This is a genomic window from Brevibacterium aurantiacum (assembly GCF_900169065.1).
Classification (GTDB): domain Bacteria; phylum Actinomycetota; class Actinomycetes; order Actinomycetales; family Brevibacteriaceae; genus Brevibacterium; species Brevibacterium aurantiacum.
This window is the reverse complement of sequence record NZ_FXZB01000026.1, coordinates 15,338-39,778: the sequence shown is the minus strand read 5'-3', so window position 1 is coordinate 39,778 and position 24,441 is coordinate 15,338. Positions and strand designations below refer to the sequence as shown.

24 protein-coding genes are annotated in these 24,441 nt (G+C 64.4%); 11 read left to right on the top strand and 13 right to left on the bottom strand.

The window, feature by feature from the left end; all coding sequences use genetic code 11:
- Positions 1 to 139 precede the first annotated feature (139 nt).
- Positions 140 to 1,933: a formate--tetrahydrofolate ligase gene (locus tag BAUR9175_RS16120; protein WP_101584490.1), complete on the top strand. Its 1,794-nt coding sequence runs from the start codon at positions 140 to 142 to the stop codon at positions 1,931 to 1,933.
- Positions 1,934 to 2,033: 100 nt separating this feature from the next.
- Here BAUR9175_RS16120 and BAUR9175_RS16115 read toward each other — a convergent pair whose 3' ends face one another.
- From BAUR9175_RS16115 to BAUR9175_RS16100, 4 genes are all read right to left on the bottom strand, one after another.
- Positions 2,034 to 2,597 carry an antibiotic biosynthesis monooxygenase gene (locus tag BAUR9175_RS16115; RefSeq protein ID WP_101584489.1) on the bottom strand — a complete coding sequence of 188 codons (564 nt, stop codon included), beginning with the start codon at positions 2,595 to 2,597 and terminating at the stop codon, positions 2,034 to 2,036.
- 124 nt (positions 2,598 to 2,721) lie between these two features.
- Positions 2,722 to 3,495 (bottom strand): NAD(P)-binding domain-containing protein, encoded by a 774-nt coding sequence (locus tag BAUR9175_RS16110; RefSeq protein WP_101584487.1) that lies wholly within the window; start codon positions 3,493 to 3,495, stop codon positions 2,722 to 2,724.
- Between the two features lie 92 nt (positions 3,496 to 3,587).
- A complete protein-coding gene (locus BAUR9175_RS16105; protein ID WP_101584486.1) occupies positions 3,588 to 4,835 on the bottom strand; it encodes a cytochrome P450 in 1,248 nt (415 codons plus the stop codon).
- 30 nt (positions 4,836 to 4,865) lie between these two features.
- Entirely contained in the window at positions 4,866 to 5,864 is a 999-nt protein-coding gene (locus BAUR9175_RS16100; protein WP_101584484.1) for a PDR/VanB family oxidoreductase, read from the bottom strand.
- Between the two features lie 147 nt (positions 5,865 to 6,011).
- On the opposite strand from BAUR9175_RS16100, the gene BAUR9175_RS16095 reads away from it, so the two are divergent.
- The gene (locus tag BAUR9175_RS16095) at positions 6,012 to 6,893 is read left to right on the top strand and encodes an IclR family transcriptional regulator (RefSeq protein WP_180959264.1); all 882 of its coding nucleotides are present in this window, start codon (positions 6,012 to 6,014) and stop codon (positions 6,891 to 6,893) included.
- 103 nt (positions 6,894 to 6,996) lie between these two features.
- Here BAUR9175_RS16095 and BAUR9175_RS16090 read toward each other — a convergent pair whose 3' ends face one another.
- Positions 6,997 to 7,464 (bottom strand): SRPBCC family protein, encoded by a 468-nt coding sequence (locus tag BAUR9175_RS16090; protein WP_101584505.1) that lies wholly within the window; start codon positions 7,462 to 7,464, stop codon positions 6,997 to 6,999.
- A gap of 115 nt (positions 7,465 to 7,579) precedes the next feature.
- A complete protein-coding gene (gene bla, locus BAUR9175_RS16085; protein WP_101584481.1) occupies positions 7,580 to 8,494 on the bottom strand; it encodes a class A beta-lactamase in 915 nt (304 codons plus the stop codon).
- A gap of 147 nt (positions 8,495 to 8,641) precedes the next feature.
- Here bla and BAUR9175_RS19760 point away from each other — a divergent pair, with 147 nt between their 5' ends.
- On the top strand, positions 8,642 to 9,580 hold the full coding sequence (locus tag BAUR9175_RS19760; protein WP_101584480.1) for a LysR family transcriptional regulator: 939 nt from the start codon (positions 8,642 to 8,644) through the stop codon (positions 9,578 to 9,580).
- Positions 9,581 to 9,612: 32 nt separating this feature from the next.
- Positions 9,613 to 10,512, top strand: a complete 900-nt coding sequence (locus BAUR9175_RS16075; protein WP_101584504.1) for a serine hydrolase — start codon at positions 9,613 to 9,615, stop codon at positions 10,510 to 10,512.
- 10 nt (positions 10,513 to 10,522) lie between these two features.
- Here BAUR9175_RS16075 and BAUR9175_RS16070 read toward each other — a convergent pair whose 3' ends face one another.
- Positions 10,523 to 11,509, bottom strand: coding sequence for a helix-turn-helix transcriptional regulator (locus BAUR9175_RS16070; protein ID WP_101584478.1), 987 nt, complete (start codon positions 11,507 to 11,509; stop codon positions 10,523 to 10,525).
- A gap of 108 nt (positions 11,510 to 11,617) precedes the next feature.
- Here BAUR9175_RS16070 and BAUR9175_RS16065 point away from each other — a divergent pair, with 108 nt between their 5' ends.
- The gene (locus tag BAUR9175_RS16065; protein WP_101584476.1) at positions 11,618 to 12,034 is read left to right on the top strand and encodes a VOC family protein; all 417 of its coding nucleotides are present in this window, start codon (positions 11,618 to 11,620) and stop codon (positions 12,032 to 12,034) included.
- A 51-nt stretch (positions 12,035 to 12,085) separates the two neighbouring features.
- On the opposite strand, the gene BAUR9175_RS16060 is transcribed toward BAUR9175_RS16065, so the two are convergent.
- Together BAUR9175_RS16060 and BAUR9175_RS16055 are read right to left on the bottom strand one after the other, a co-directional pair.
- A complete protein-coding gene (locus BAUR9175_RS16060) occupies positions 12,086 to 12,874 on the bottom strand; it encodes an ABC-2 transporter permease (protein ID WP_101584474.1) in 789 nt (262 codons plus the stop codon).
- Positions 12,871 to 13,845: an ABC transporter ATP-binding protein gene (locus BAUR9175_RS16055; RefSeq protein WP_101584472.1), complete on the bottom strand. Its 975-nt coding sequence runs from the start codon at positions 13,843 to 13,845 to the stop codon at positions 12,871 to 12,873. The genes BAUR9175_RS16060 and BAUR9175_RS16055 overlap by 4 nt, the downstream gene beginning before the upstream one ends.
- Positions 13,846 to 14,086: 241 nt before the next feature.
- On the opposite strand from BAUR9175_RS16055, the gene BAUR9175_RS16050 reads away from it, so the two are divergent.
- Together BAUR9175_RS16050 and BAUR9175_RS16045 are read left to right on the top strand one after the other, a co-directional pair.
- The gene (locus BAUR9175_RS16050) at positions 14,087 to 15,490 is read left to right on the top strand and encodes a sensor histidine kinase (protein WP_101584471.1); all 1,404 of its coding nucleotides are present in this window, start codon (positions 14,087 to 14,089) and stop codon (positions 15,488 to 15,490) included.
- The gene (locus BAUR9175_RS16045; protein ID WP_101584469.1) at positions 15,490 to 16,260 is read left to right on the top strand and encodes a response regulator; all 771 of its coding nucleotides are present in this window, start codon (positions 15,490 to 15,492) and stop codon (positions 16,258 to 16,260) included. Before BAUR9175_RS16050 ends, BAUR9175_RS16045 begins: the two co-directional genes overlap by 1 nt.
- Positions 16,261 to 16,395: 135 nt before the next feature.
- Here BAUR9175_RS16045 and BAUR9175_RS16040 read toward each other — a convergent pair whose 3' ends face one another.
- From BAUR9175_RS16040 to BAUR9175_RS16025, 4 genes are all read right to left on the bottom strand, one after another.
- On the bottom strand, positions 16,396 to 17,232 hold the full coding sequence (locus BAUR9175_RS16040; RefSeq protein ID WP_101584467.1) for a MetQ/NlpA family ABC transporter substrate-binding protein: 837 nt from the start codon (positions 17,230 to 17,232) through the stop codon (positions 16,396 to 16,398).
- Positions 17,233 to 17,316: 84 nt separating this feature from the next.
- On the bottom strand, positions 17,317 to 17,991 hold the full coding sequence (locus tag BAUR9175_RS16035; RefSeq protein WP_101584466.1) for a methionine ABC transporter permease: 675 nt from the start codon (positions 17,989 to 17,991) through the stop codon (positions 17,317 to 17,319).
- Positions 17,991 to 19,046 carry a methionine ABC transporter ATP-binding protein gene (locus tag BAUR9175_RS16030; RefSeq protein ID WP_101584464.1) on the bottom strand — a complete coding sequence of 352 codons (1,056 nt, stop codon included), beginning with the start codon at positions 19,044 to 19,046 and terminating at the stop codon, positions 17,991 to 17,993. The genes BAUR9175_RS16035 and BAUR9175_RS16030 overlap by 1 nt, the downstream gene beginning before the upstream one ends.
- 203 nt (positions 19,047 to 19,249) lie before the next feature.
- Positions 19,250 to 20,104, bottom strand: a complete 855-nt coding sequence (locus BAUR9175_RS16025) for an NmrA family NAD(P)-binding protein (protein WP_101584462.1) — start codon at positions 20,102 to 20,104, stop codon at positions 19,250 to 19,252.
- 124 nt (positions 20,105 to 20,228) lie between these two features.
- Here BAUR9175_RS16025 and BAUR9175_RS16020 point away from each other — a divergent pair, with 124 nt between their 5' ends.
- The 4 genes from BAUR9175_RS16020 to BAUR9175_RS16005 all read left to right on the top strand — a co-directional run bounded on the left by BAUR9175_RS16020 (position 20,229) and on the right by BAUR9175_RS16005 (position 24,312).
- Complete coding sequence (locus tag BAUR9175_RS16020; RefSeq protein ID WP_101584460.1) at positions 20,229 to 20,801, top strand: TetR/AcrR family transcriptional regulator; 573 nt, start codon at positions 20,229 to 20,231, stop codon at positions 20,799 to 20,801.
- Between the two features lie 229 nt (positions 20,802 to 21,030).
- Positions 21,031 to 22,044, top strand: coding sequence for a glycosyltransferase (locus tag BAUR9175_RS16015; protein WP_101584459.1), 1,014 nt, complete (start codon positions 21,031 to 21,033; stop codon positions 22,042 to 22,044).
- A gap of 62 nt (positions 22,045 to 22,106) precedes the next feature.
- A complete protein-coding gene (locus BAUR9175_RS16010) occupies positions 22,107 to 23,729 on the top strand; it encodes a hypothetical protein (protein ID WP_101584457.1) in 1,623 nt (540 codons plus the stop codon).
- Positions 23,730 to 23,799: 70 nt separating this feature from the next.
- Entirely contained in the window at positions 23,800 to 24,312 is a 513-nt protein-coding gene (locus tag BAUR9175_RS16005) for a GtrA family protein (RefSeq protein ID WP_257944355.1), read from the top strand.
- The last annotated feature ends 129 nt before the right edge of the window (positions 24,313 to 24,441 follow it).

The window sequence follows — 24,441 nt, the reverse complement described above, 5'->3', positions numbered from 1 at the left end:
TCGCCAAATCACCGGTCCATCCAATGCTCATGTCGGACCGCCTCGGCGGATGTTGCGGAGTGTGAAACTCAGCGCGCATTGCGCAGATTCTTAGCTGACGGGTGGTCACAAATCGACGCATAAGCGGCATGATGGCCTTATGACCACAGATATGGATATTGCGCTCAACGCCGAGCTCGACTCGATCATCGATATCGCCGCCGGCCTGGGCCTGGAATCACACGACATAGTGCCTTACGGGTGGACGAAAGCCAAGGTCCCCATCGACGTTCTCGACAAGGCTGCCGAGACCACAACCGACGGTCACCTCATTCTCGTCACCGCCATGAGCCCGACACCGGCGGGCGAGGGCAAGACCACGACGAGCATCGGGCTGGCCGACGGGCTCAACGAACTCGCACGGTCGAAGCCGGAGGTGGGCAAAGCGGTGCTGGCTCTGCGCGAACCCAGCATGGGCCCGGTCTTCGGAATGAAGGGCGGAGCAGCCGGCGGGGGATACGCCCAGGTCGTGCCGATGGAGGACATCAACCTCCACTTCACCGGCGATTTCGCCGCCATCGCCGCAGCGAACAATCTCGCCGCCACGATGCTCGACAACCACATCCACCACGGCAACGAACTCGACGTCGACTCGCGCCGCATCCATATCCGGCGCGTCGTCGACCTCAACGATCGTGCGCTGCGCGGCGTCGTCATCGGCCTCGGCGGACTCAACGGGGGAGCGCCGCGAGAGGACGCTTTCGACATCGTCGTCGCCAGCGAAGTCATGGCGGTCTTCTGTCTGTCCACCTCCTTGATCGACCTCAAGCAGCGGCTGGGGCGAATCGTCCTCGCCCACAACCGGAGTCGCGAACCGATCACGGTCAGTGACATCGGCGCGGCCGGGGCGATGACTGCGCTGCTGCGAAGCGCCCTGGCACCCAACCTGGTCCAGAGCCTCGAGCATTCGCCGGCGTTCATCCATGGCGGTCCCTTCGCCAACATCGCCCACGGATGCAACAGCCTGCTCGCAACGAAGGCGGCGCTGTCCCTGGGGGATTGGACGGTGACCGAGGCGGGCTTCGGCGCCGACCTGGGAGCCGAGAAGTTCCTCGACATCAAGTGCCGCACTGCGGGTATCTGGCCCTCGACCGTGGTCGTCGTGGCAACCCTGCGGGCATTGAAGTACCACGGCGGCATCGAGGTCGCCGAGGTGCAGACGCCGAACATCGATGCTGTCATCGACGGAATGAGCAACCTCGAACATCACTGCGGCAATCTGCTCAACATCTACGGACTGACCCCGGTCGTGTGCTTCAACAGGTTCCCCACCGATACGGACGAGGAGATGACCGCGGCGATCGAGCACCTGCGCTCGAAGGGCATCTCCGCGGTCGAGTCGACGCACTGGGCCGATGGCGGCAGGGGTGCGCTGGCGCTGGCCGAGGCGGTCGTTGAGGCTGCCGGTGGTGTCGGGAACGCAGGGGCAGCCGTCGACGACGGTTCGGTCTTCGTCGGAGGCGTTGCATCCGGCGACGCTGAGGCTCCTGCGGCGGGAGCGTCGTCTGAGGAATCGTCGCGGGCGCAGTACAGCTACGAACTCGACCGGCCTCTGGAGGAGAAGATTCGTACGATCGCGCAGCGAATCTACGGTGCCGCCGACGTCGACCTGCCGGCCAAGGTCACGCGCAAGCTCAAACAGTTCACCGACGAAGGCTATGGCGATGCCCCGATCTGCATTGCCAAGACCCAGTACTCCCTGAGCACGGATGCGAGCCTGCGTGGGGCGCCCAAGGACCACATCATCGAGGTCAAGGACGTGCGGCTCTCTGCCGGCGCCGGCTTCGTCGTCGTCATCGCCGGAGACATCATGACCATGCCGGGCCTGCCCAAGGAGCCCTCCGCACTGACAATCGACGTCACTGAAGACGGGAACATCACCGGTCTGTTCTGAGCCTTCTGCCTGAGACGTCGAGAACCGGTCTCTGCTCCGAGTACCGTACGCACGCACCCGATAGTCGGCTCCCCGTGCGGTTTTCGGGGCGGTCTGGCAGTCAGCGTCGGGGTTTCTGCAGCCAGGGGCGGAGCAGCCGGGTGCTCACCGGCAGGAATATGTATGTCATCAACGGCGTGAGAATGCAGATATTGAGCAGGACTGCGAGGGCGGTCGGCCAACTCTCCAGATGAGGAAGAAGGAGGAAGGTCGAGAGCAGGCTCAGCGGGAAGAACGGGAGGAAGATGCTCACCGCCTGTTTCCACCGAGGGGGAACAACCGTCTCAGGGATCGTCAGAGTCTCTTCTCCGCGAGGTTCGAACCAGCCCTCGATCCCGGTCCGATGCTCGACACGGGTGGTCTCGACGAGTTCGGCCGCGCTGTCGATCCACCACCGCCGGTCTTCGGACTCATCCCAGGCCCGCAGCGACTTCTCGTCGGCGAACCGGTAGAGCACATGCCACTCGTCCGACTCGGGCGCTGTCCTCACCCATCCGGATCCCAGGTACCCGGGTCTTTCGCGTGCCAGTTCCTGTCCCGCCTGCACCCAGGCATTGAAGCGCCGATGATGCTCGGGCAGGACTGTGCGAGTGATCGAGACTGTGATCGGGGAGTGTTGGGGCATAGGCTGATTTTAGCGAATTCAGCGCTCGCAGAATCCCATCCTGCGGGGCACCTCGGCGATCCTCGGATCCGTTCCAGCGGTGATCGCAGAGGGCCGGCGAGCACAGTGCGTTGCTGCGGAGTCCTCAGTCCTTGCCGGTCACTCGGGCGAAGACGCGGTCGAGAGAGGTCGAGAGCGCGGCAACGTTATTCTCGTCCATCCACTCTCGGTGAAGCATTTCGTTGAGTCCGCCGGGGGTCTCGTGCCCGGCGACGAGATCTGCGAACGAGGAATCGGTCGTTGAGAGCTTGTTGCCCAGGCCGGCGAACTGCCCGCGGATGATGCGATCGGCATCAACCCTGCCCCATCCCTGACTTACGAGCCAGTCGGCGATCGTTTGGAGATAGGCGTAGTAGGCTGACATCGTCGCGGTCGTAGCCGACAGCGTGCTGAAGAGCTGCTCCGTTTCCGCGACGACGGTGCCGACGAGGACGTCGAAGAACTCTTCGACCTGGGGGTGATCGGGATAAACGGCAGTGACGCCTTGGCGCTCTCGTACAGGCGGCAGGGGGATGACCCTCACGATTGAGGGCTTCTGCGGCAGCAGCGGAGACAGCGCCTCGACCGAGACGCCTGTGATCGCACTGATCAGCGTGCGGTCGGATGGAATGTCGAGTGCGGAGAGTACGGATTCGGTCTGCTGGGGCAGCACAGAGACGATGATGTGGTCGCTGCGATCGACCACGTCCTGGTTGCTCTCACAGACCTCGACCCGGTCGAAGTCACTCGCCAACCGTGCCGAACGCTCCGCATTCCTGGGGGAGAGGAAGAAGCCCGGGTGATCCCCGCTCGCACACGAGCCCTCGACAATCGCCGAGGCGATCTCGCCGACTCCGATGATCCCGATCGTTCTGCTCATGATGGTCCTCCCGCGTTCTGGTCGGTCGACGTTGCTCTGGTGCTCCTGTTCGGCATTGTTTCACCGCGTAGGTGACCGCACCAGCGGAGACTCTACGCCGGGATCAGTCTCAATGGCAGCGTCTTCCAACCGAGGAGCGTGTTGTTGATCTTCCTCTCGGGAGCAGTCGAGAATTCGATGCGCTCGATCTTCGGCACGAGCGCCTGCAGGAGGGACGCTGCCTCGAACCTGGCGACGTGCTGTCCCACGCACTGATGGATTCCCGACCCGAACGCGACATGTCCCGACGGGTCACGCCCCAAGTCGAACTCGTCGGGATTCGCCCACCGACGGGGATCTCTGTTCGCAGCACCGAGGAACATGAGCACCTTCTTGCCTTCAGGGATGACATGGCCGGAGATGGGCACATCACGAGTCGTCGTGCGGAAGAAGGTCTGCACAGGGGATTCGAGGCGCAGTGACTCTTCGATCGCAGCTCGAATCAGTTCGGGCTCATCGCGCAGCCGCTGATACTGATCCGGGTTGTCCGCGAGGTGATAGAGCACGGCGGCTATGCCGTAGACCGTGGTGTCGACCCCGGCCGTCAGCAGGGAGCGGACGATGAGTGGTGCCTGTGCCTCGGTGATATCGGTATCATCACTGGCGGCCCAGATATCTGCCCCGAGGCCGGATTCCGTGAGCGCATGCCTGGGGCACTGCTCGCCGACCCATTCCATCACTGGCCCGATCGTCTTCTGGGCTTCGGTGACGAGACGGTTCCTTGGGCCGAAGGCATTGAACGCGAAATTGCCGTAGGGGAGGAGGTTGTCCAGGCCTTCGCCGCTGAGACCGAGTGCTTCGGGGAAGACCGACAGCGGGAATGGTTCGGCGATGCTCGGCACAGCATCGATGACGACGGCCGAGTTCTCATCGCGCTCCCCATATTCAAGCAGACAGTCGACGAGCTGGTTCGCTGTCCTATCCCACTCATCCTCAAACGCTCTGATGCGGCGCGGCCCGAGGATCTTCTGCAGGACCGACCGGGGTGCGTCGTGGTGAGGTGGGTCGGCCTCGAGCAGGAGCGAGGGCGGACGCCAGGGCTCCTCATAGCGGAAGTTTGCGAGTCCGGCCCCAGCCGCACTGGAGAAGTCCTGCCAGTTCTCCAAGGTCTCGCGCACGGGTGAATAGCGCGCCACCGCGTAGATGTCGTGCTGAGCGAGGTAGACGAGGTCACCGGCATCACGGATGATCGAATGCATGTGGTGTGGCCCGGCGAGTACCTCCTCGTCGAACGGGTCGACATCGTCGAGAACAGGAACGGAGGCGTCCACCGCCGAGGTGGTCTTCGGTTGAGCAGTCATGACGGAGCCTTTCGTGGTGAGGTTTCGACCTCAGAGGTCGATGACGAGACGATCGCTGGCAGCGCGGGAGACGCAGGGGAACATACAGGTGCCTGCCGCTCGTTCCTCGTCGTCGAGAATCGTGTCGCGGTGGTCCACCTCTCCGGCGAGCACGCTCAGCTCGCAGGTTCCGCACACGCCTCGGGAGCACGAGGTGATCAGGCCGATTCCAGCGTCGCCGAGCGCCTCGGCGACGCTTTGATGCCCTTCCGCACGAACGGTCTCACCTTTGCGGTCGAGGACGATCTCATAGGGGTCGGTGCGGATCGGTGCTGAGTTCAAACTGTCGTTGGTGAAGTGTTCGACGCGGATCCTCTGGTCCGGCAGGCGATCGCATTCTGATGGGAGCGCATCGAGCAATGACTGCGGTCCGCAGGCGTAGACCATTGACGTGTCATCGACCTCGCCGAGCCATTCGCGGATGCTCGCACGTTTGCCGTGCGCGGTCGTATGGGTCCTCACCTGTGCGGGGTACCAATTCTCAAGGTCGCGGTAGGCCATGCGGAGTGGGTTGCGGCCCAGGTAGAGCAGCCGCCATTCGATGCCCATCCGCTCGGCCTGATCGATCATGGGCCTGATGGCGGTGATGCCGATTCCCCCGCAGATGAAGTGGTACTGCTCGGCCGGGGCGAGTCTGAAGTTGTTGCGGGGGCCGCCGAAGCGCACGTGGCTGCCTTCGGCGGCGACCTGATGGATCTCCTTCGACCCTCCTGTGCCGTCTTCTTCTCTCTGCACGGCGATGCGATAGCTGTGGCCATCCCACCGATCACCGCACAGCGAATACTGGCGCACCGTCCCGCTGGGAAGGATGAGGTCGATGTGTGCACCTGGTGACCAGTCCGGCAGTCGCGAACCGTCGGGTCGCCGCAGGGTCAGCTCGATGACGTTGGCGGCGACTTCACGCCGTGCCTGAATGACGAGTTCGTCGGAGTTCTCCGGGCGGCGGTTGGAACTGTCCGGGGAACGTCGGCCGACCTCGGTGACAGTCATGGGTATCTCCTTTGAGAAGCGTCGTTGCTCGTTCACGTCACTATGGCATGGGTCACGTTAAGCTTGGCGTACGCATTTCCACTCATCGGAAGTAACGGCAGGTTTGGGCAGTCAGTGTTGGACGGCAATTGTCGGGGAGGATTGATCATGAGCGGAGCCCGCACGAACGAGTCCCTGCTGTCGCGGCATCTGCGGATTCTCGATGTCTTCGAAGTCGGTGCCGCGTTCCTCAGCCTTTCCCAGATTGCAGAACGCTCCGGCCTGCCAGTGTCGACGACTCATCGGCTGCTGCGGGAGCTGGAGGGTGAGCGGCTGGTCGAACGGCTGCCGGACCGGACATATCAGCTGGGGCTGCGGCTGTGGGAGTTGGCGGCACGGACGCCCGGTGCGCTGGGGCTGCGGGAGATCGCGTTCCCGCTGATGCAGTCGGTCCAGAACTCGATTCGCCAGCACACTCAGCTGGGGGTTCGCGACGGTGTGGATGTCGTCTACCTTGAGCGGCTGTCCAGTCATGATGCCGTCATCAACGCAACCGTTATCGGCGGCCGGATCAATCTTGCGGCTTCGGCCATCGGGCACGTGCTGCTTGCTGCAATGCCCGATGAGGCAGTCCGAGCACTGGTCGACCTCGGCATCCCGCGATACACGGAGCGGACTCCGCAGACCGCCTCCGAGGTCGAGCGCATTCTCGATGCTGTTCGACGGCAGCACTATTCCTCAGGAGATGGTTTGGTCCACCGCGATGCTCGAGGAATCGCCGTGCCGGTGCGTGGACCTGATGGCGACATGGTTGCAGGCCTCGGTGTGGTGGTGCCCAACGATCGTCAACCTGTCGCTCCGACTGTCGAAGTGCTTCACCGGGCTGCAGCGGGGGTCGAGAAGTCCCTGCGCAGGGCATATGTCGCACCGGGCCATCCGCACGCGTTGCCGGGTGCTCGATACCGGCCGCTGATCAACTCGTCCTCGCTGTCGATGAAGTATTTCGACGAAACCGGGTCGGGTTACACGAACTCGGACTGGCGGGGCTGAGCCGCGGGCGGTCCTGGATCGTCAGAGTCCAAGTTGACCTTGATTCGCTGAACTGCACTTCGCCGACAGATCGATCATCTATCTCATCATTGCCGACGATGCTTTAGCGCGCTTCGATGACCCTCTTGATCGCCCTGAGGGTCTCGGGGATTCCCGAGCGCGCGGCTGAAGTTCGTTCGGCGATCTGCTCGGCGGCTTGGTCCCCGTATTTCTCGTTGAAGAATTCTTGCCCCTCCGGCAGGAACTCCCACGTTTCGGTGAGCCGTGTGCCGCCTTCTGCTTCCTTCATGCTGTATGTCCAGTGAACCCGGCCCGGCCCCACGCTCCACCCGAACGCACGCCCTTCATCGGCGACAATCACCTGACTTCGGGTCTGCCACTCACGATCCGGAGTGACGTTGCGCCCGGTGAACCAGGCTCCGACCCGCGGACCGTCGCCCTCGTCCCACCAGCACTCTGCGCAAATCGGTGACCACTCGCCAGTTCGAATCACGTCTGAAACGGTCGCGTAGACGGTTGCCGGGTCGGCTGCAACGAGGATGGAATCGGCGAAGGTGAGAGATTCGGTCATGCCGGCCACTCTACCGAGCAACCCTGCTTCCGTGCAGCCGGCGGCAGAGTCCGCACTCGGCGCCGACTCGCAGTGTGCCATCGCCGTGCGGATCGCACCACGCTGAGACGGCCCCTCATTCGAAGCTGCCGAGAACGGCCTCCGCAGCTGCCTCGACGATGGCCGGCCCGTCCTCGGACTCCGGGTCCTCGGTTTCCGTGAGCACGGTGATGACGATCGGGTCCTCATCCGGCGGATAGACGAAGGCGATGTCGTTCTGGATCGCATCGGAATGTCCCGACTTGTCCTTGACCGTCCAGCCCTCCGGCGCGCCCGCGCGGATGAGGGGGTCGCCGGTCTCATTGTCCGACATCCATTCGAGCAGCACCTTACGGTCGTCCTCGGACAGCCGCTCGGAGTCGAGCAGGCCTTGCAAATCAGCAGTGTAGGCAGCGGGTGTCGTGGTGTTGTCGGAGCTGCCGGGTTCGATGTCGTTGAGTTCCGGTTCTTCGTCGATGACCTCGGTGGTCGGGTCGCCGGCGTCTTCGAGTGCGGCATCGAGTCCCTGGGGTCCGCCGATCTCGTCGAGCACGATGTTCATCGCCGCATTGTCACTGACCCTCAGCGCGCTCTCGGCAACATCTTCCAACGGCAGTCCCGTATCGACATGCTTCTCCGTCACCGGTGTCCAGCCGGCGGCGTCGACATCGGCTTGGGTCCATGTCACCACTTCGTCGAGCTCTTCGGGCGAGGTTCCGGCAAGCAGCTCTGCCACCGCGAACACCTTGAGCGTCGATGCGAAGCCGAAGCGCTCGTCGGATCGGTAGTCCACCGATGAGCCGTCGCCGGTGTCGATCGCGCTAATTCCGACTCTCGCATCGTATTCATCCTCGACGGCTTCGAGCTGCGCGGTGATCTCCTGCTGCTGCGTTTGGTCCGGACTCGGTGTCTGACCATCCGATTCCGTCTGCGCGTCGGCGGGTGAGCAGCCGGTGGTCATGACAAGCGTCAGGGCTGCTGCGGTCAGAAGCTTCACTGGTCGTCTGTTCATATGTTTGATCCGTTCTCTCGTCGGTTCACATCTCACGCCGGGCTCGCCCCGTTGGGAACCACTGTTCACGACTTCTCCCATGCGGTCGAACACGGTTTCAGTGCATCGCATACCGAAAACGCATAACAGGACGCATACTATGGGGTGATGGACCTGATTGAGGCCTGCCGTACCTTCACCGCTGTCAGCGAATTGGGAAGCATGACGCTGGGCGCCGCAGCCAATGGAATCCCGCAACCGGTCGCGAGCAGGCGCATCGCCGGCCTGGAGGAACAGTTCGGTGCTCGTCTGCTCGATAGGACGGGCCGGGGCGTGAGCCTCACACCGTTCGGCCGTGACATGCTCGCCTCTGCGACCCACCTGGTCGAACTGGCCGATGAGATGATGCTTGATGCCGACAGAGCCAAGCTCCGGCCGGTTTCCCTCGCTGTCCCGGCATCGTGCGCGACGCGCGATCTCGCTGTGCTGGCCGCCTCGGCGAACTCTCGGGGGCTGCGCATCGACTTCCATCCGGGACCGCCCGGCCGAAGGGATGAAGACCTCACCGCTCGTCGGGTCAGAGCGGCACTGCGCTCCGTCCCCGCTCCGGAAGGGGCTTGGACGGTTCCGCTGGGGTGTGCTCACCGTTCCGGAACACTGAATCAGGTGCGCATCGCCGATCTGCGGCGGGCGCGGACACGGGTCCCCGGAGACGGCGCGAGGCTTGCAGGTCAGCGGCTCAGGCTGTTGAGCGAGGACAATGTCGCGCATGTGCGAGATCGTCTCCGCCGGTCCGCCGAAGAGTCCGGGCTTCTGCCGTATCAAGTGGTGACGGACTCCTCCGACCCCGCTGCCGTCGCTGGGGTCCTGGCAGAGGGGGACCTGCTGGTCTGCAGCGCGGACGAAGCCGCAGCACTCGAGCTGTCATGGGCCCCGCTGCTCGACCCGGTCATCGCGAGGGGATACGTCCTCGCAGCCACCTCGGCGGAAGACGTCTCGCTGCTCGGCGACCTCGACGAGGAGATCGCCGACTGCTTGGGTGCGACCTCTGGTCCGCGCGCTTCGGGCGCGACGGCCAGAGTCGAATCACCGACAGGGGCCACGTGAGCCGGATCCGAATCACCGACGGAGGTGACGCGTTGAGAACCGAAGCACGCCTGACCAGGGAGGTCAGCGACGAGCTCGAGGCCGCTGGACTGCGTGCGCGGATCGTGGTCCGCGACCTCGATTCGCAGGCTGAGATCTCGATCGCACACGACGGGCCGGTTCCGCTGGCCTCTGTCGTAAAAGTGCCGATCGCCCTCGCCATCCTCAACCGCATCGCCGATGGTCGGCTCGAAGCCGATCGCCAGGTCCACGTCGCGCCCGGCCGATTCGAAGGCGGGAGCCCGATGGGGACGAGTCGCTTCCGCCATCCCTCACGCATCGCTGTTGACGACCTGCTCATGCTCTCCGTGTGCTTCAGCGACAACACGGCTACGGACGCCCTGCTCGATCTCGTCCCCACCGAGGAGGTCCAGCGTGACCTTGACGACCTCGGGCTCGGCGGAATCCAGATCCGCCATCATCTCGATGCACTCGTCAGGACTCCGCTCGAGAGTCTTCCTCCTCCGGAAGCTCATCTTGCCTACGAACTCGCCCACGCGAACCCCACGCAGGGAGCCGGGCATCGGATCTGGCAACTCGATGTCTCGCAGGCGAATGTCGCCACAGCTGCAGGCCTGACCGATCTGCTTGCTGAACTGTGGCGTCCCGAACGGATCCAGACTTCGGCCGCCTCCCGGCTGCGGGAGCTCATGGCCGGCAACGTCGTGCGCCATCGACTGGCCCCCGACCTCATGTCGGATGCGGCCAAATGGTCGTCGAAGACCGGCACTCTGCTGCACCTCCGGCACGAAATCGGAGTCGTCGAGCATTCCGACGGGCAGACCATCGCCGTCGTGGTGCTCAGCGAATCGAGCAACTCCGCCGCTGTGCAGCCGGCTGCTGAGGCGGCTCTGGGAGCGGCCGCTCGGGCACTGCACGATCTGCTGAGGTGAGCTGATCGAGTCACCGGTCTCGGTCGTATTCGATCAACTCGGCGCCGATCCGTGCCAACTCCCGGCGAAGCTCGGGCGGTGAGATGACTTCGACTGTCCGTCCCCACCCGGCCAACTGTTCGGCCAGTGCGACGATGAGGTGGGCCCTCACCTCGGCGATGGTGAAATCTATGTCCTGGGAGACGACGGTGAAATACCTGCCGAAGTGTGCAGAGAGGATCGGAACGGTCCAGTTGGGACAGCGAATCGTCGCCGTGACGGATGAGCGACGCGCTTCCACCTCCTCGACATGCGCGGCCCAGTAGGAGGCGAGGTCGAACTCATGATCAGTCGCCGAGGCGGTAAGACGTCCCGAAGTCGTGCCGGGTTCATCGACATTCGGTTCCGCGGCCTCGGCCTCCGTGATGCGGTCAACGCGGTAGGTTCGTACCCTGTCGGTGCGGGCGACGAGGTACCAGGTGCCGGCCTTCGCCACGAGGCCGAGCGGACTCGCAGCGTGCATGTCGGTGGTTCCAGTGCGCCCGGTGTACCTGATGTCGAGGATCTGCTGATGCACGAGGGCGTCACGCAGGGTGTCGAGGAGTTCGTGTCCGTCGTCTGTTGGTGGTGCCTTTCCCCACGTGGTGTGGTCATAGTGGATTCTCGTCGCCAGCGTCTCGGCTTCGGATCGGAGTGACTCGGGGAGGGCGCGGATGAGCTTGCGGGTGGCCACGCGGGTTTCTGGACCGGATAGACCCGCGGTGCCGAGCATCCAGAACAGGGCTCGTGCCTCGTGCCCGGAGAATCCGGTGAGGTTCGTCCTGGCGCCGCCGATCAGCTGCCAGCCGCCGCCTCGGCCGGGTTGGACATAGACAGGCACGCCGGCCGTGGACAGTGCTTCGAGATCGCGGCGAGCGGTGGCGATCGAAATCTCGAGCTCCTCGGCGACCTGGGCAGCGGTGACCTTCCCGCGGGTCTGCAGGAAGAGCAGCAGGGCAAGAAGTCGGTCTGCGCGCATAGAAGAAGTCTCTCACCAAAAGTGCTCACTTGATGATCACTTTGACTGCGAGACTCGGAGATATCGCCCGCACCAGGCGGACGGAAACGCAGAGCGAAGGGCAATGACATGAGCATTCTCAAAGGGCTGACCACGATGGTTCTCACCGCAGACGACGTCGACGCCGCTGCCGAGTGGTATGCAGATTTCCTCGGGCAGTCTCCCTATTTCCGCCAGCCGCCTGAGGGACCGGCCGCCTATGTCGAATTTCGCATCGGGCCTGACGAGGACGAGCTGGGCATCATGGACCGCTCGTATTCGCCTGAGGGAACGACCGCGGGGAGCAGCTCGGTCACGCATTGGCATGTCGACGATGTGGAGAAGGCCCTCGCCGACCTGGTGGGCCGCGGCGCGACGGTGCACGCGCCGGTTACCCCGCGTGGACCGGAGTTCGTGACCGCTTCGGTGGTGGACCCGTTCGGCAATGTGCTCGGGCTCATGTACAGCCCGCACTGGTCGGGCCCGCACTGGTCGGGCCAGCACTGATCATGGCAGAACTGATCGCGTGGTGAGACCGAGGCGGCGTTGACGGCGGACTCAGGCGTCGCGGTTGCGCAGCACCAGATGCCCCAGCAGCAGCCCCGCCGCGGCCCAACCCAATAGCACCAGGACCGCGGTCGGCCAACCGTACGGGCCGGTCGTGTCGACGGCGAGCACGGTGATCGCCTGATTGGGCAGGTAGCGGACGAACTCGCTGATCGCATCACTGCCGAACAACGGCAGCAGATTGGGGATCAGATGGAGGAGGCCCAGTGTGGTGATGATGGTCAGGGATGCGCTGCGCAGGGCGGTGCCGAGACCGAGGACGAAGACACCCAAGAATCCCAGCCCGACTCCGGTGCCCACGATGGCCCTGAGCAGATCCGAGAACTCGAAGGTGCCGAATTCGGCGGCCGAGATCGCGGCCACCGGGGTACCGGCGAGAATCAATGCCGCCCCGAGCACCAGGCCGGCCGCGAATAGGACTGCAGTCTTCGACAGGAGCACGAGCCCGCGTCGGGGAACGGACTGCAAGGTGGTCATGATGGACCCGGTCGAGTACTCCCCAGTGATGGAGAAGGTGGCGAGCAGGACGATGACCATCTCGACGGCGAGCATCGTCTGGACCACGATATAGGGTGCCGGCATCGCGGAGTCCAGACCGTTGCGTCCGCTGGCCAGCGCCGAGGCACCGAACAGCCAGGTCCCGAGAAGGGTGGCAACGAGCGCGGAGGCGATGATCCACCAGGTCGAGCGGACGCTCACGGTTTTCGTCCATTCGAAGGCGATGGCGCCGGGCCAGCCTCCACCGGAGGCGGTGCGGGTGGGTGCGGCAGTGGTGTTCATCGTGTGTCCTCCATCTGCGTGGTGGTCGGCGCAGTGCTGATCGGCGCAGTGCCGGCTGGTGTGTCGGTGTGGGGCAGCGAGGCGGCCCGGTAGTCCGTGACGCCTTCTGTCAGCTGCGAATAGATGTCCTCCAGTGAGGCCCCGGTGAAGCTGAGCTCATCGATCTGCAGGTGGGATGCGTGCGCCAGTCCACCGATTGTGTCGATTCCGTCTCCGCTGACCTGCAAGTGGTCGGCAACGGTGGTCACGGTCATACCGGCTCGCTCGAGCACCTCGGCGAGGCGGGGCGCATGAGGTGAGCGGACCTGCGCCGTGCGGGTGACATCGAGCAGTTGGCGCAGCGGGGCGTCGGCGAGAAGGCGTCCGCGGGCGATGACGACGAGGTGGTCGGCGGTATCGGCCATCTCGCTGAGCAGATGGCTGGAGACGAAGACGGTGCGACCCTGCGCCGCGAGATCACGCATGAGGTGGCGGATCCAGCTCACTCCTTCGGGATCGAGGCCGTTGACCGGTTCGTCGAAGACGAGCACTTGCGGGTCACCGATAAGCGCCGAGGCGATGCCCAGACGCTGTCGCATGCCGAGTGAGAAGGTGCCGATCCGCGAGTGCGCGACGTCCTCGAGACCGACCATGCTCAGCGCCTCGTTGACACGGCGGGAGGGGATGCCGTTGCTGCGGGCCATGCCGATCAGGTGGCTGCGTGCAGACTGGCCTGGGTGGCCGGTGCGCGGTTCGAGCAGAGCTCCGACGGTGTGCAATGGGTGGCTCAACTGCTGGTAGGTGCGACCGTCGATGAGTGCCCGACCCGAGGTGGGGCGGTCGAGGCCGAGCAGCATTCGCATCGTCGTCGACTTCCCGGCTCCGTTGGGCCCGAGGAACCCGGTGACCTTGCCGGGAGCGATCTGCAGGCTGATGTCGTCGACAGCTCGTCTGTCGCCATAGACCTTGGTCAGCGATTCGAAGGTGATCATGACTGGAACCTCTCTTCTGGACATTCGGTGTCGTGGTTCTGCCGAGGTTCTGCCGAACCTCGCCGCTTCATGTCATTCAGCCTAGGAATTCTGTTCCGAAAGCGAACCGGTCGTGAGTCAGTGACCGTATCTGACCTTGGTCGGTCATCGCGGTCGCGCAGACCCTGACTTTCGTCAGTGTCGCCCTACCACGGGGCGTTGATAGCATTTTTCACAGACACCCAAGCGGGGAGGGCGACCGATGCGACGCAACGAATGGTGGCAGGCCCTCGTCATCTTCGCCTGCGCCACGACGACTGCCCTGCTCACGGACACCCCGTGGTCGCCACTGCAGCTCCTGCTCGTGGTCCCCGCATATCTCATCGGTCGCCGGTCCACGTCGATGCAGCCGGCTCTGCTCGGCTTCGGAACCGGACTCATCGCGCAGTTGGCATTGTCCTGGTTCGCGCAGCCGGCCGACTACCTCTCGATGTGGCTGACCGCAGTGGTCACCGACTTCGTCATTCTGCTCCTGCCCTGGTGGCTCGGCCGGGCCCTGCGACTGAGAAACATCCGGCAGTCCCAGGAGGACGCCATCATCACGGACCTTGCCCGGATGCGCGAACGGGCACGCATCGCGGAGGACATGCACGACCTCATCGGTCACGACCTCGCCCTCATCTCCTTGCACAGCGGGGCGCTGGAATTGCTTGCCGACGCCAGCGACGACCAGAGGGAGGCCGCCTCCCAGATCCGCGCTCGGGCCGTCGCTGCCACCGACAGGCTGCACGAGATTCTGGGAGTTCTGCGCAATGAGGAGACCGAGCCGCGACGCTCTCCTGGCGGCCTCGACCTTGATCGGATCGTGGAGTCGGCCGAGAACTCGGGAATGGACGTGAACTTATCCGTGTCGGGTCCGATCGCCGCCGAGGCGGTTGCCCGGGCCGTCGAACGCGTGGTCCAGGAGTCTCTGACGAATGCGGCCAAACACGCGTCCGGTGCACCCGTGACGATCACCGTCGACTCCCGAGCCGAGTGTGTCGACGTGCTCGTCGTCAACGAGCGGCCGGATTCCTCCCGTGCCGGGGCGGATGGTTCGCAGCCGGGCGGTATGGGACTCATCGCAGCAGAGGAACGGATCCGGCTGCTCGGCGGCACAATGTCGCCCAGGCCCCACCTCGGCGGCTTCCGGGTGTCCGCGAGCATTCCGCAGACCCCACGTACCGGTACAACGGAGGCGTGGACGAACGCCGGAGTACGGGGTGATCCGGAGACGAAGGACCGCCTCCGCAGTGTCTCTCGCGCTCAGCGCGCGAGCATGCGGCGGGCCGCCCTGGTACCCGGAGTGTGCGCGGCAGTGCTTGTCGCCGTGTTCGCGGTCCTCCAAGCGCTCACCTTCGCCAGCGTGGGACTGACATCGACAGATTTCGCGCGAATCCATGTCGGTCAGCCGGCGGCCGAGGCAGAAGCTGCGCTGCCAGACTCACACGTCGACCGTGCCGGTGTTCCGCCGACGAACCGAGTTCCCGAGGCACCACGGGGAGCCTCGTGCGAGTACTATCTGGCCAGGGAGCACGCCGTTGACTTCAGCTCCGACATATACCGCATCTGCACTCGCGACGGGGTCGTCGTGGCCGCGGACCGGCTGGCTGGGAAGGAGCAGTGATGACGAACCTCGGCAATGGTGACGAATGGCGTAGCGCCGGTGAGGGGTCGGCTGTTGGTTCCGGGCGGCGTAGCGCCGACGACGGGGCGGGCGGCGATAGGGCAAGCGAACCGACGACGGTTCTCATCGTCGATGATGAACCGCTGATCCGATCCGGCATCCGCGCCATTCTCGGCAGCGACCCGGGAATCGCTGTCTCGGGCGAGGCCGCAGATGGGCGAGAGGCGGTGTCGAAGATCGTCGCCCTGCGTCCACGGGTGGTGCTCCTCGACATTCGGATGCCGAACCTCGATGGACTCGAAGCGATCCCTGAGATTCTTCGGACGCGGCCGGAGACGAGAATCGTCATGCTCACGACTTTCGGAGAGGACGCCTATATCGCCCAGGCGCTGGAGACCGGAGCGGTCGGGTTCCTCCTCAAGGCCTCCGACCCCCGGGAGCTTCTCGACGCCGTGCACGCCGCAGCGGATGGCGCGGCCTACCTCTCTCCGCGAGTCGCGCACCGCGTGATCGACCGGTTCCGTTCCGGGCCCCGCCCCGATGCCGCGGCGCAGGAGTCCATCGCGGCACTGTCGACTCGAGAGCGCGATGTGCTTGCGCTGGTGGGAGCGGGCAGAGCGAACTCCGAGGTAGCGCGCGAGCTCTACCTCACTGAAGGCACCGTCAAAGGCTACGTCAGTGCGATCCTGAGCAAACTCGGCGCCGAGAACCGGGTGCAGGCCGCGATTCTCGCCCACAGGGCAGGAATCATCCCAGAAGTTGAGGAGTGAGCTTCGGCAGTGGCTCGCGAGGAACTTTTGGTGTGAAAACCTGACTGGATTTCACACCAAAAGTTCCTCGCGACGCGTGCTGGTCGGGTGGCGCGTGTCAGTTCGACGTCCCGTGTCAGCTGGACGACGTTGCGATCAGAAGCTGGGCAGGACCGATCCGTCGGACCACTTGTCTTCGATGAACTGCTTCACCTCGGGGGAGTGGAGGAGCTCGTCGAGCTTTTTGATGTTCTCGTCCTCCTTGTTCTCGGTGCGCACGGCGAGGAAGTTGCCGTAGGGGTTGTCCTCGGCGCCTTCGAGGAGGATGCCGTCCTTGGCCGGGTTGAGTCCGGCCTCCAGGGCGTTGTTGCCGTTGATGACCGAAGCATCGACGTCCTCGAGGGTGCGTGCCAGCTGAGCGGCATCGGCCTCGACGAACTCGACGTTCTTCGGGTTGTCCTCGACGTCGGAGAGCTTGGCGTCGACCGCGTCGACTCCGTCCTTGAGGGTGATGATCTTCGCCTTTTCGAGCATCTTCAGCGCTCGGCCCTGGTTGGCGGGATCGTTGTTGATGCCGATCTTCGCGCCCTTTGGCAGTTTCTTGACGTCCTTGACGGTCTTCGAGAACAGTGCAAAGGGTTCGAGGTTGATCGGCTTGAAGCCGGTGATCTCGTAGCCCTGGCCTTCGACCTCGGAGTCGAGGTAGGGCTTGTGCTGGAAGTAGTTGGCGTCGATGTCACCATCGGACAGGGCCTTGTTGGGCAGGGTGTAGTCCGCGTATTCGGTGACCTCGAGGTCGAGGCCGGCCTCCTCGGCGAGAGTCTTGTCGACGAAGCGCAGGATGTCGCCCTGCGGAACGGGAGTGGCGCCGATCGTGAGCTTGGTGATGTCGCCGTCCTTTTCACCGACGGTGTCGGTTCCGCCGCCCACGAGCCCGCAGCCCGACAGCAGCAGGGTTGCACTCGCAGCGATGGCGATGAGCTTGGTCTTCATGATTCTCCTTGGTTTCAGTTGATCGTCGGTGTGAAGAGTGTCGAGTGTTGGGAAGGCCCACCGGTGGCGTGCCGCAGGTAGGCCTCACCGGTGGTCGACGGCGCGGGCGATGCGGTCGCCGATGAACTGGATGAGCGTCACGATGAGCACGAGGACGATGATGCAGGCGATCATCGTGTCCGCCTGGTAGCGGTTGTAGCCGTACGAGATCGCCAGTGCGCCGAGACCGCCCCCGCCCACTGCCCCGGCCATCGCGGTGTAGGACACCAGAGTCACCGAGGTGACCGTTGCGGCACCGATCAGGCCCGGCTTCGCCTCGGGAACGTAGACCTGACGGACCACTTGCCCATTCGAGGCCCCCATCATCAATGCCGCCTCGACCTTCCCTTCCGAGACCTCACGCAGAGAGTTCTCGACGAGGCGGGCATAGAAGGGAATCGCCCCGACGGTCAGGGACACGACGGTCGCCTGCCACCCCAGAGCCGAACCCACCACGAAGCGGGCGAAGGGGATGAGGGCGATGATGAGGATGATGAAGGGGATCGAGCGCGTGATGTCGACGATGAACGACAGCACGCGGTAGAGCGCGGGACGGGCCGTGAGTCCGCCCTTCGATGTCGTGAACAGCCAGATGCCCAAGGGCAGGCCGAACAGCACCGCCAGCCCGGTGGACCAGGCGGTCATGAGCAGGGTTTCGATCGTTGCGGGCAGCATCTGCTGCGTGATCGCGGGGTTGTCGAACCACATCGGATCGTTCATCAGGCTGCCTCCTCCGCATAGATTCCCTCGGCTTCCAGGGCTGCGATGAGCTCCTTCGACTTCGCCGCCGAGGCGAGCGTGAAGCGGATCCGCCCGACCTGCCTGCCCTCAATCGTTTCGACGGCGCCGGCGAGGATGGCATCGGCGCTGACACCGACGGACTGCGCGCAGGTCAGGACCTGCGGCAGGCTGGTCCCGGCCAGCGCGACCTCGACGAGGCGGATCTGCACGCCGCTGGTGCCGGCGTCATCCGTACCGGCGTCATCCGTGCCGGCGCCATCCGCGCCGACGGCATCCGCATCAGTGGCTGGTCCGGTGTCGTCGAGACCGATGGGTGGAAGGGGGACGAGATCCTTGGCCAGGGTGGAGCCGGGCTCGGAGATCACCTCGGCGAGGGTGCCGGTCCTGGCCACTCGACCGTCGGCGAGCAGCGTCACCGAGTCACAGATCTCGCGGATGACGGACATTTCGTGGGTGATGATGAGCACTGTGATGCCCAGGCGATCGCGCAGGGAGCGGATGAGGCCGAGGATCTGATCCGTCGTCGAGGCATCCAGCGCCGAGGTGGGCTCATCACACAGCAGCACCTTGGGTTCGGCGGCCAGCGCCCGGGCGATGCCCACGCGCTGCTTCTGTCCGCCGGAGAGCTGGGCGGGGTAGTTGTCGGCCCGGTCGCCGAGTCCGACGATCTCGAGCAGCTCGTGTGCCTTGGCCAGGCGCTCGGCCTTGGAAACTCCGGCGATCTGCAGGGGATGGGCGACGTTGTGCACAGCGGTGCGCGAATCCAGGAGGTTCACGTGCTGGAAGACCATGCCGATGCTGCGGCGGGCCTCGCGCATTCCGGAGCCGGACCGGTCGGTGAGATCGGCGCCGTCGATGGACACCGTCCCCGAGCTCGGAGAATCGAGGCCAGTCAGACAGCGGATGAGTGTGGACTTGCCGGCTCCGGAACGGCCGACGATGCCATGGATCTCTCCGGCGGGGACCGACAGATCGATCTCCGCCAGAGCGACAGTGTCTCCGAAGACCTTTCGCAGACCGCGCAGCTCGATCACAGGCGTCTCCTCGCGTGGATGGTGATGTTGATTGGCGGCGTGGCACTGCGGTGCAGTGATGCCGACGATTGAGCATGCCAATACGGGAGTGCTGACCCCTAAGGAGTCGTCATAAAATGACGCACAACTGCGGATTCGTGATCAAAGACACGCCGATTCGGGGGATCGGATCCCTCAGTGTGCTGTCGAGTCGCGGTGAGGATTCAGACGGAGGTCTCCTCGGCCAGCTGCTCGGTGAGGCTGCGCGGCTTTCGCCCGAGGAGTTCGGTGAGCTTTGAGTGTGATCGGGAGAAGCGTCCGGTTCGCAACGCCTGGAACATCGAGAGGGTGAAGCGCGCTGTGGGCTCCGGGACGCCTCCTGCGACCTCATCGGCGACCCACTGTTCGTCGTCGACGACGATGCGGTCGATGTCTCGACCGGACAGCTCGGATGCCGCCGAGGCGAAATCGGCGAGAGTGACCGGCGCGGTGGCGGTCAGGTCGACCGGACCGTTGTAGGCAGCGCCCCTGGCAAGGATCTCCGCGGTTGCCTCTCCGGCATCGCGACGATCGACCCAGAAGAAGGGGCCGTCGGCCGGTCTGGCAATGGTTCCGGTCGTCTGCCATGGGCCGATGAGGTCGCCGATCGTGCCGTAGAAGCCGTGGCGCAGGGCCGTCCAGGCGACGCCCGAGGCGGCCAGGTGGTCTTCCGTTGCTGCGTGAATCGTCTGTGGCAGGTACGGAGAATCCGGGCCGACCGCGTGCTGGCTGGTGTAGAGGATGTGTCGCGCGCCGGCATCGACGGCCGCGTCGATCGCCTGTCGGTGCTGAGCGGCCACGTCCGCGGCGAGGTCATTGGACGAGACGAGAAGCACCTGGTCGGCGCCTGCGAAGGATTCGCGCAGTGCCGCGGGGTCGTCGTAGCTGCCCTGCCGCACTCTGATTCCCTGATCGGCTAAGTGTTCGGCGCGCTGAGGATTGCGAGCGCTGACTCCGATCTGGCTCGCGGGTACGCGCTTGAGGAGGTGGGCGACGGCGGCGCCGTTGAGGGTGCCGGTCGCTCCGGTGATGACGATCATGATGGGCCCTTTCGGAAGCGAAATTGACTCTCCGTGTCAATTTATGTCGATTACGATAGTGTCGAAGTTGACGCAATGTGTCAACTTGTCGATTTCGGGATCAATCAGGAGAGGCGGTGACGTGATGGCAGCCGGAGCTTCGTCGGTGCTTCGTTCCGACGCCCGTCGCAACATCGATCGGATTCGGTTCGCCGCCATCGATGTGTTCCGCGAGCAGGGTCTGTCCGCCTCGCTCGATGACGTCGCTGCGGCAGCGCAGGTGAGCAGGGCCACCATCTTCAACCGCTTCGGCGGACGGGTCGGTCTCATCGACGAGGTCATTGATGAGGTCGTCGCTGCACAGCTGCACGACGTCATCGAGGAATCTCGCTCGGTCTCAGGCGTCCGCGAACGGATCGGTGCGTACGTTCGCGCACTCCGGGACCTTCAGTACCGGCTGCCTGCTGTCAACGACGTCCTGCTGCAGGAGTTCCCCGATTCCGAAGGGCTCATGGCGCTGTGCCATGCCGGCGGGGCCTTCCACGACGAGCTTGTCGCCGACGGCCACGCCGACGGCGTCCTGGCCGCACAATTCCTGCCGAGCGATTTCCAGACTGTGGTCGCCGACAGCGCCCTCGTCCTCAAGCACCGCCCGCGACCTCCTCGCATCGACTATGACCGCCGCACCGACTTCATCCTCAACGGAATCTTTCGATAGGTGCGCGTCGAGGGCGTGAAGGCCGCTGTGGGCCCGTCCGTTGTCCCTGACGCTCGTCGCACTGTGACGAGAACATGAACTCTGGTCAAAACCGTGGGGTGGGACCGGTGCAGTTCGCACTCCCTTAACTTCATCGTCATGTGGTGCCCGTATTCCTGAGTAGCTCAAGGCCATGACCGCTTGCTGTATCGGCAGTGCGGTCGGGTGAGAACGACGAGGGGACCAGCGCATGCTCGAGGACACCACCAGGATCGCGGCGATCGTTCCCTGTCACAACGAGGAGATCACCGTGGCGACGGTGGTCGGCGATCTCAAGGCGGCCGTGCCCGGCATCATCGTCTACGTCTACGACAACTGCTCGAGTGACCTGACATCGCAGAGGGCCGCCGAGGCGGGCGCGATCGTCCGCAAGGAGAACTCCCCGGGCAAGGGCAACGTCGTCCGGCGCGCCTTCGCCGACATCGAGGCCGACATCTACGTGATGATCGACGGCGATGACACCTATGAGGCCGCGCATCTGCCCGAGATGATTGACACTCTGGTATCTGGGCCCTACGACCATGTACTCGGCGTGCGCCAGGACAACCAGGAATCGACGTCCTACCGGCCCGGTCACGAGGCCGGAAACATGATGTTCGACCGACTCACCGGCTGGCTGTTCCAGTCCCAGGTCACCGACATGCTCTCCGGATACCGCGTGTTCTCCCGCAGGTTCGTGAAGTCGTTCCCCGCGATCAGCAAGCGCTTCGAGATCGAGACGGAACTGACCGTGCACATGATGTCGCTGCGCCTGCCCAGCACCGAGGTGCCCATCGATTTCCGTGACCGTCCCGACGGCAGTGAGTCGAAGCTCTCGACGTTCAAGGACGGCTTCCGCATCCTGGGCCTGATCTCGGCGCTGGTCAGACACGAACGGCCGAGGCTATTCTACGGTGTCATCACTACGATCCTGGCCGCAGCGTCACTGCTGTTCGGGCTGCCCGTGGTCTGGGAGTTCTGGCAGACGGGTCTGGTGCCGAGGTTCCCGACCGCCATCCTCGCCGCAGCACTCATGGGTCTGGCAGCCCTGCTCGGCAGTGTGGGACTGACTTTGGATGGTCTGCGTCGAGCCCGTCGCGAAACCTCAAGGCTGGCGTACCTGGGTCTGCCGGCGGTCAGTGCTCCGGACGCGGCCTCCGGACTGGGCGTGCCCGACCAACACCACCAGCCCTCACCTGCAGCGAGGACCTCACTCGCCTCATGACGGAACCTTCACCGACGGATCGAGCGAGGGATCGAGCGACGCACGGTTCAACGAGTCGAACGATGAACGGTTCCCAGCGTCGAGGCCTCTTCGCCTCGGCCGCTTTCTGGGATGCCTTCCTCGCTCTGGTGACGATTGTGCCCGCTCTGGCCTTCACAGCGCTGTTCTTCCCGGGCCGAGCCAATGTCGACATCGCCAACCAGTACGCGCAGGCCACCGGTGACATCCCGTTCTCCGATTGGCACCCTCCGGTGATGAGCGCCGTGTGGCGAGTCCTCATCGGCCTCACCGGTGAGGCCGGCAGCCTGTTCGTCCTCCAAGTGGGCATCCTCGCGCTCGCCTGTTGGCTGCTCGGCGTGCTCGTGCACCGGTGGGGAGCACCTCGGTGGGTGTCGCTGGTCGGGCCCGCGATCATGGCGACCCCTTGGGTCGTGTCGCAGATGACGACGATGTGGAAGGACACGCAGATGGCCGTGGCCATTCTGCTGGCCGTGGTCCTGCTCGTCATCACTCGCTTCGTCCCGAAGACGTGGTTGCTCTGGATTCCGGCACTCCTGCTGCTCGTCTACGCGTTCGGTCTGCGGAAGAACGCCATCTTCGCCATCCTCCCGATCGCGGTCTATGTCGCCTGGCTGCTGGTGAAGCGGCTGCGTGACAGTCGGCAGCGCGGCAGTCGGGTGCTGTCGCGATTCGCCGCCAAGCGAGGGCTGGCCACGACCGTCGCTTCCCTGCTCGTCCTTATCGTCCTGGGCGCTGGAGTCAAGGCCACGGACCTGGCCATCGAGTCTCAGGAAAACGTGGCGGCCACCGGTCAGATCTCCCAGATCTTCCTCGACGATGTCATGTTCTCCGTGCCCGATGACGAGCTCCAAGCTTCAGATGCTCCCGCCGAGCTCAAGGACAAGATCAGCACCGCTCGGGACAAATGCCTGGAGAAGGGCGAGATCTGGGACGCCTACTGGAACTGCTACGACATGGGGGCGAGCGGAGAGCCGTTCTCGCCGATCGCCCACCAGGACGAACTCAGGGATCTCTGGCTGTCCGAGGTCATCACCCACCCCCTGCGCTATGCGGAGTACCGAGCCGCGGTGTTCTCCTTCTACTTCTTCTCCTCGGCTCTGGAATACTGGCCGGCCGATTGGCACTACGACGCAGCGAAGGTCGGCCTCGAGCAGGGCAACGACAAGGCCGACTACATCGTCAAGCCTTATGTCGAAGACTTCGCGCTCGACACATTCCCGATGCTGTTCAAGCCCTGGTTCTGGACCCTCCTCGCCGGCGCCCTGCTCGTCTTCGGGTACCGTGCCCGGCGGCGGAGCTCGACGAGCGTCAACACGGCGGTGAGAGCATCCGCTGGAACGACTTCGATGCCCGTCGAGAAGGTGATCTCGAAGACCGCCGACGCCCGAACCTTCTGGCCCGAGATCACGATGTTGGCCACCTCGGCGCTGTTCTATGTGTTCGGGTATTTACCCATCGTGCCGTCGAACCATTTCCGGTACACGTTCTGGCCGGCGCTGGCCGTCACCACCGCGCTGCTGTTCGTCCTGGCGATGTGGCGGACCAAGCGCGGGACTTCGCGGACCACGCGCGAGACGTGGCGGACCACGCGTGAAGAGGCCGACTCGGCCGGTGCGGAGGCAATGGACAGCGGGGACACCCGGGACCCGGAGGACACCCCATGATCACCGGGCACGCCGCGATCGGGGGCATTCAGCGAGTCCGAAACCTGGCCGATTAGACTCGGTGACTGTAATGAAAGAGTCATTGTCGGCCCGTATGCGGCGCCTTGCGGCGGAAGCGTTCAAGTTTCTCACTGTCGGTGGTCTGGGATACATCGTCGACGTGGGACTCTCCAATGTCCTCGCATACGGCGTGGGATCGATTCCCGCGCTGCTCGATGGCAGCCCGATCAAGTCGAAGATCGTCTCCACCATCATCTCGATGGTTGTCGTGTGGATCGGCAACAGGCTCTGGACCTACGGAGACCGGACCACCGGCTCGAATCTGCGCGGCATCTCGCTCTTCATCGCCGTCAACATGGCCGGAATGATCATCACCGTCATCCCGCTGGGTGTGACCTGGTACCTGCTCGACATGCGTGACCAGCTGACCTACAACATTTCGACGAACATCATCGGCGTCGGTCTGGCCATGATCTTCCGCTTCTACGCCTACCGCACGTGGGTGTTCAAAGAGGCATCTCCCGACGCCGAGGTGGTTGTCGAGATGGACGAGCACCACACCGTCCCCGAGGATCGGGACTGAGCTCGGACCCCGCCGAGAAACTGCTTGAGTTACGGGGCACGGGTGCACGCGCAAGGGTCTCGGCACTCAACCAGTTTCTCGGCGCGTCGTGGCCCTCAAGCGGCTTCTCGGCGCGGCCCCTCGAGCTGA

Excerpts from the sequence above, each read along its gene's own strand:
- BAUR9175_RS16120 (WP_101584490.1), top strand. The coding sequence starts at position 140 with ATGACCACAGATATGGATATTGCGCTCAACGCCGAGCTCGACTCGATC.
- BAUR9175_RS16060 (WP_101584474.1), bottom strand. The coding sequence starts at position 12,874 with ATGAACACCACTGCCGCACCCACCCGCACCGCCTCCGGTGGAGGCTGG.
- BAUR9175_RS16105 (WP_101584486.1), bottom strand. The coding sequence starts at position 4,835 with ATGACTGCTCAACCGAAGACCACCTCGGCGGTGGACGCCTCCGTTCCT.
- BAUR9175_RS16115 (WP_101584489.1), bottom strand. The coding sequence starts at position 2,597 with ATGCCCCAACACTCCCCGATCACAGTCTCGATCACTCGCACAGTCCTG.
- BAUR9175_RS16050 (WP_101584471.1), top strand. The coding sequence starts at position 14,087 with ATGCGACGCAACGAATGGTGGCAGGCCCTCGTCATCTTCGCCTGCGCC.
- BAUR9175_RS16040 (WP_101584467.1), bottom strand. The coding sequence starts at position 17,232 with ATGAAGACCAAGCTCATCGCCATCGCTGCGAGTGCAACCCTGCTGCTG.
- BAUR9175_RS16020 (WP_101584460.1), top strand. The coding sequence starts at position 20,229 with ATGGCAGCCGGAGCTTCGTCGGTGCTTCGTTCCGACGCCCGTCGCAAC.
- BAUR9175_RS16005 (WP_257944355.1), top strand. The coding sequence starts at position 23,800 with ATGAAAGAGTCATTGTCGGCCCGTATGCGGCGCCTTGCGGCGGAAGCG.
- bla (WP_101584481.1), bottom strand. The coding sequence starts at position 8,494 with ATGAACAGACGACCAGTGAAGCTTCTGACCGCAGCAGCCCTGACGCTT.
- BAUR9175_RS16095 (WP_180959264.1), top strand. The coding sequence starts at position 6,012 with ATGAGCGGAGCCCGCACGAACGAGTCCCTGCTGTCGCGGCATCTGCGG.
- BAUR9175_RS16015 (WP_101584459.1), top strand. The coding sequence starts at position 21,031 with ATGCTCGAGGACACCACCAGGATCGCGGCGATCGTTCCCTGTCACAAC.
- BAUR9175_RS16070 (WP_101584478.1), bottom strand. The coding sequence starts at position 11,509 with ATGCGCGCAGACCGACTTCTTGCCCTGCTGCTCTTCCTGCAGACCCGC.
- BAUR9175_RS16055 (WP_101584472.1), bottom strand. The coding sequence starts at position 13,845 with ATGATCACCTTCGAATCGCTGACCAAGGTCTATGGCGACAGACGAGCT.
- BAUR9175_RS16090 (WP_101584505.1), bottom strand. The coding sequence starts at position 7,464 with ATGACCGAATCTCTCACCTTCGCCGATTCCATCCTCGTTGCAGCCGAC.
- BAUR9175_RS19760 (WP_101584480.1), top strand. The coding sequence starts at position 8,642 with ATGGACCTGATTGAGGCCTGCCGTACCTTCACCGCTGTCAGCGAATTG.
- BAUR9175_RS16110 (WP_101584487.1), bottom strand. The coding sequence starts at position 3,495 with ATGAGCAGAACGATCGGGATCATCGGAGTCGGCGAGATCGCCTCGGCG.
- BAUR9175_RS16010 (WP_101584457.1), top strand. The coding sequence starts at position 22,107 with ATGAACGGTTCCCAGCGTCGAGGCCTCTTCGCCTCGGCCGCTTTCTGG.
- BAUR9175_RS16035 (WP_101584466.1), bottom strand. The coding sequence starts at position 17,991 with ATGAACGATCCGATGTGGTTCGACAACCCCGCGATCACGCAGCAGATG.
- BAUR9175_RS16025 (WP_101584462.1), bottom strand. The coding sequence starts at position 20,104 with ATGATCGTCATCACCGGAGCGACCGGCACCCTCAACGGCGCCGCCGTC.
- BAUR9175_RS16065 (WP_101584476.1), top strand. The coding sequence starts at position 11,618 with ATGAGCATTCTCAAAGGGCTGACCACGATGGTTCTCACCGCAGACGAC.
- BAUR9175_RS16045 (WP_101584469.1), top strand. The coding sequence starts at position 15,490 with ATGACGAACCTCGGCAATGGTGACGAATGGCGTAGCGCCGGTGAGGGG.
- BAUR9175_RS16100 (WP_101584484.1), bottom strand. The coding sequence starts at position 5,864 with ATGACTGTCACCGAGGTCGGCCGACGTTCCCCGGACAGTTCCAACCGC.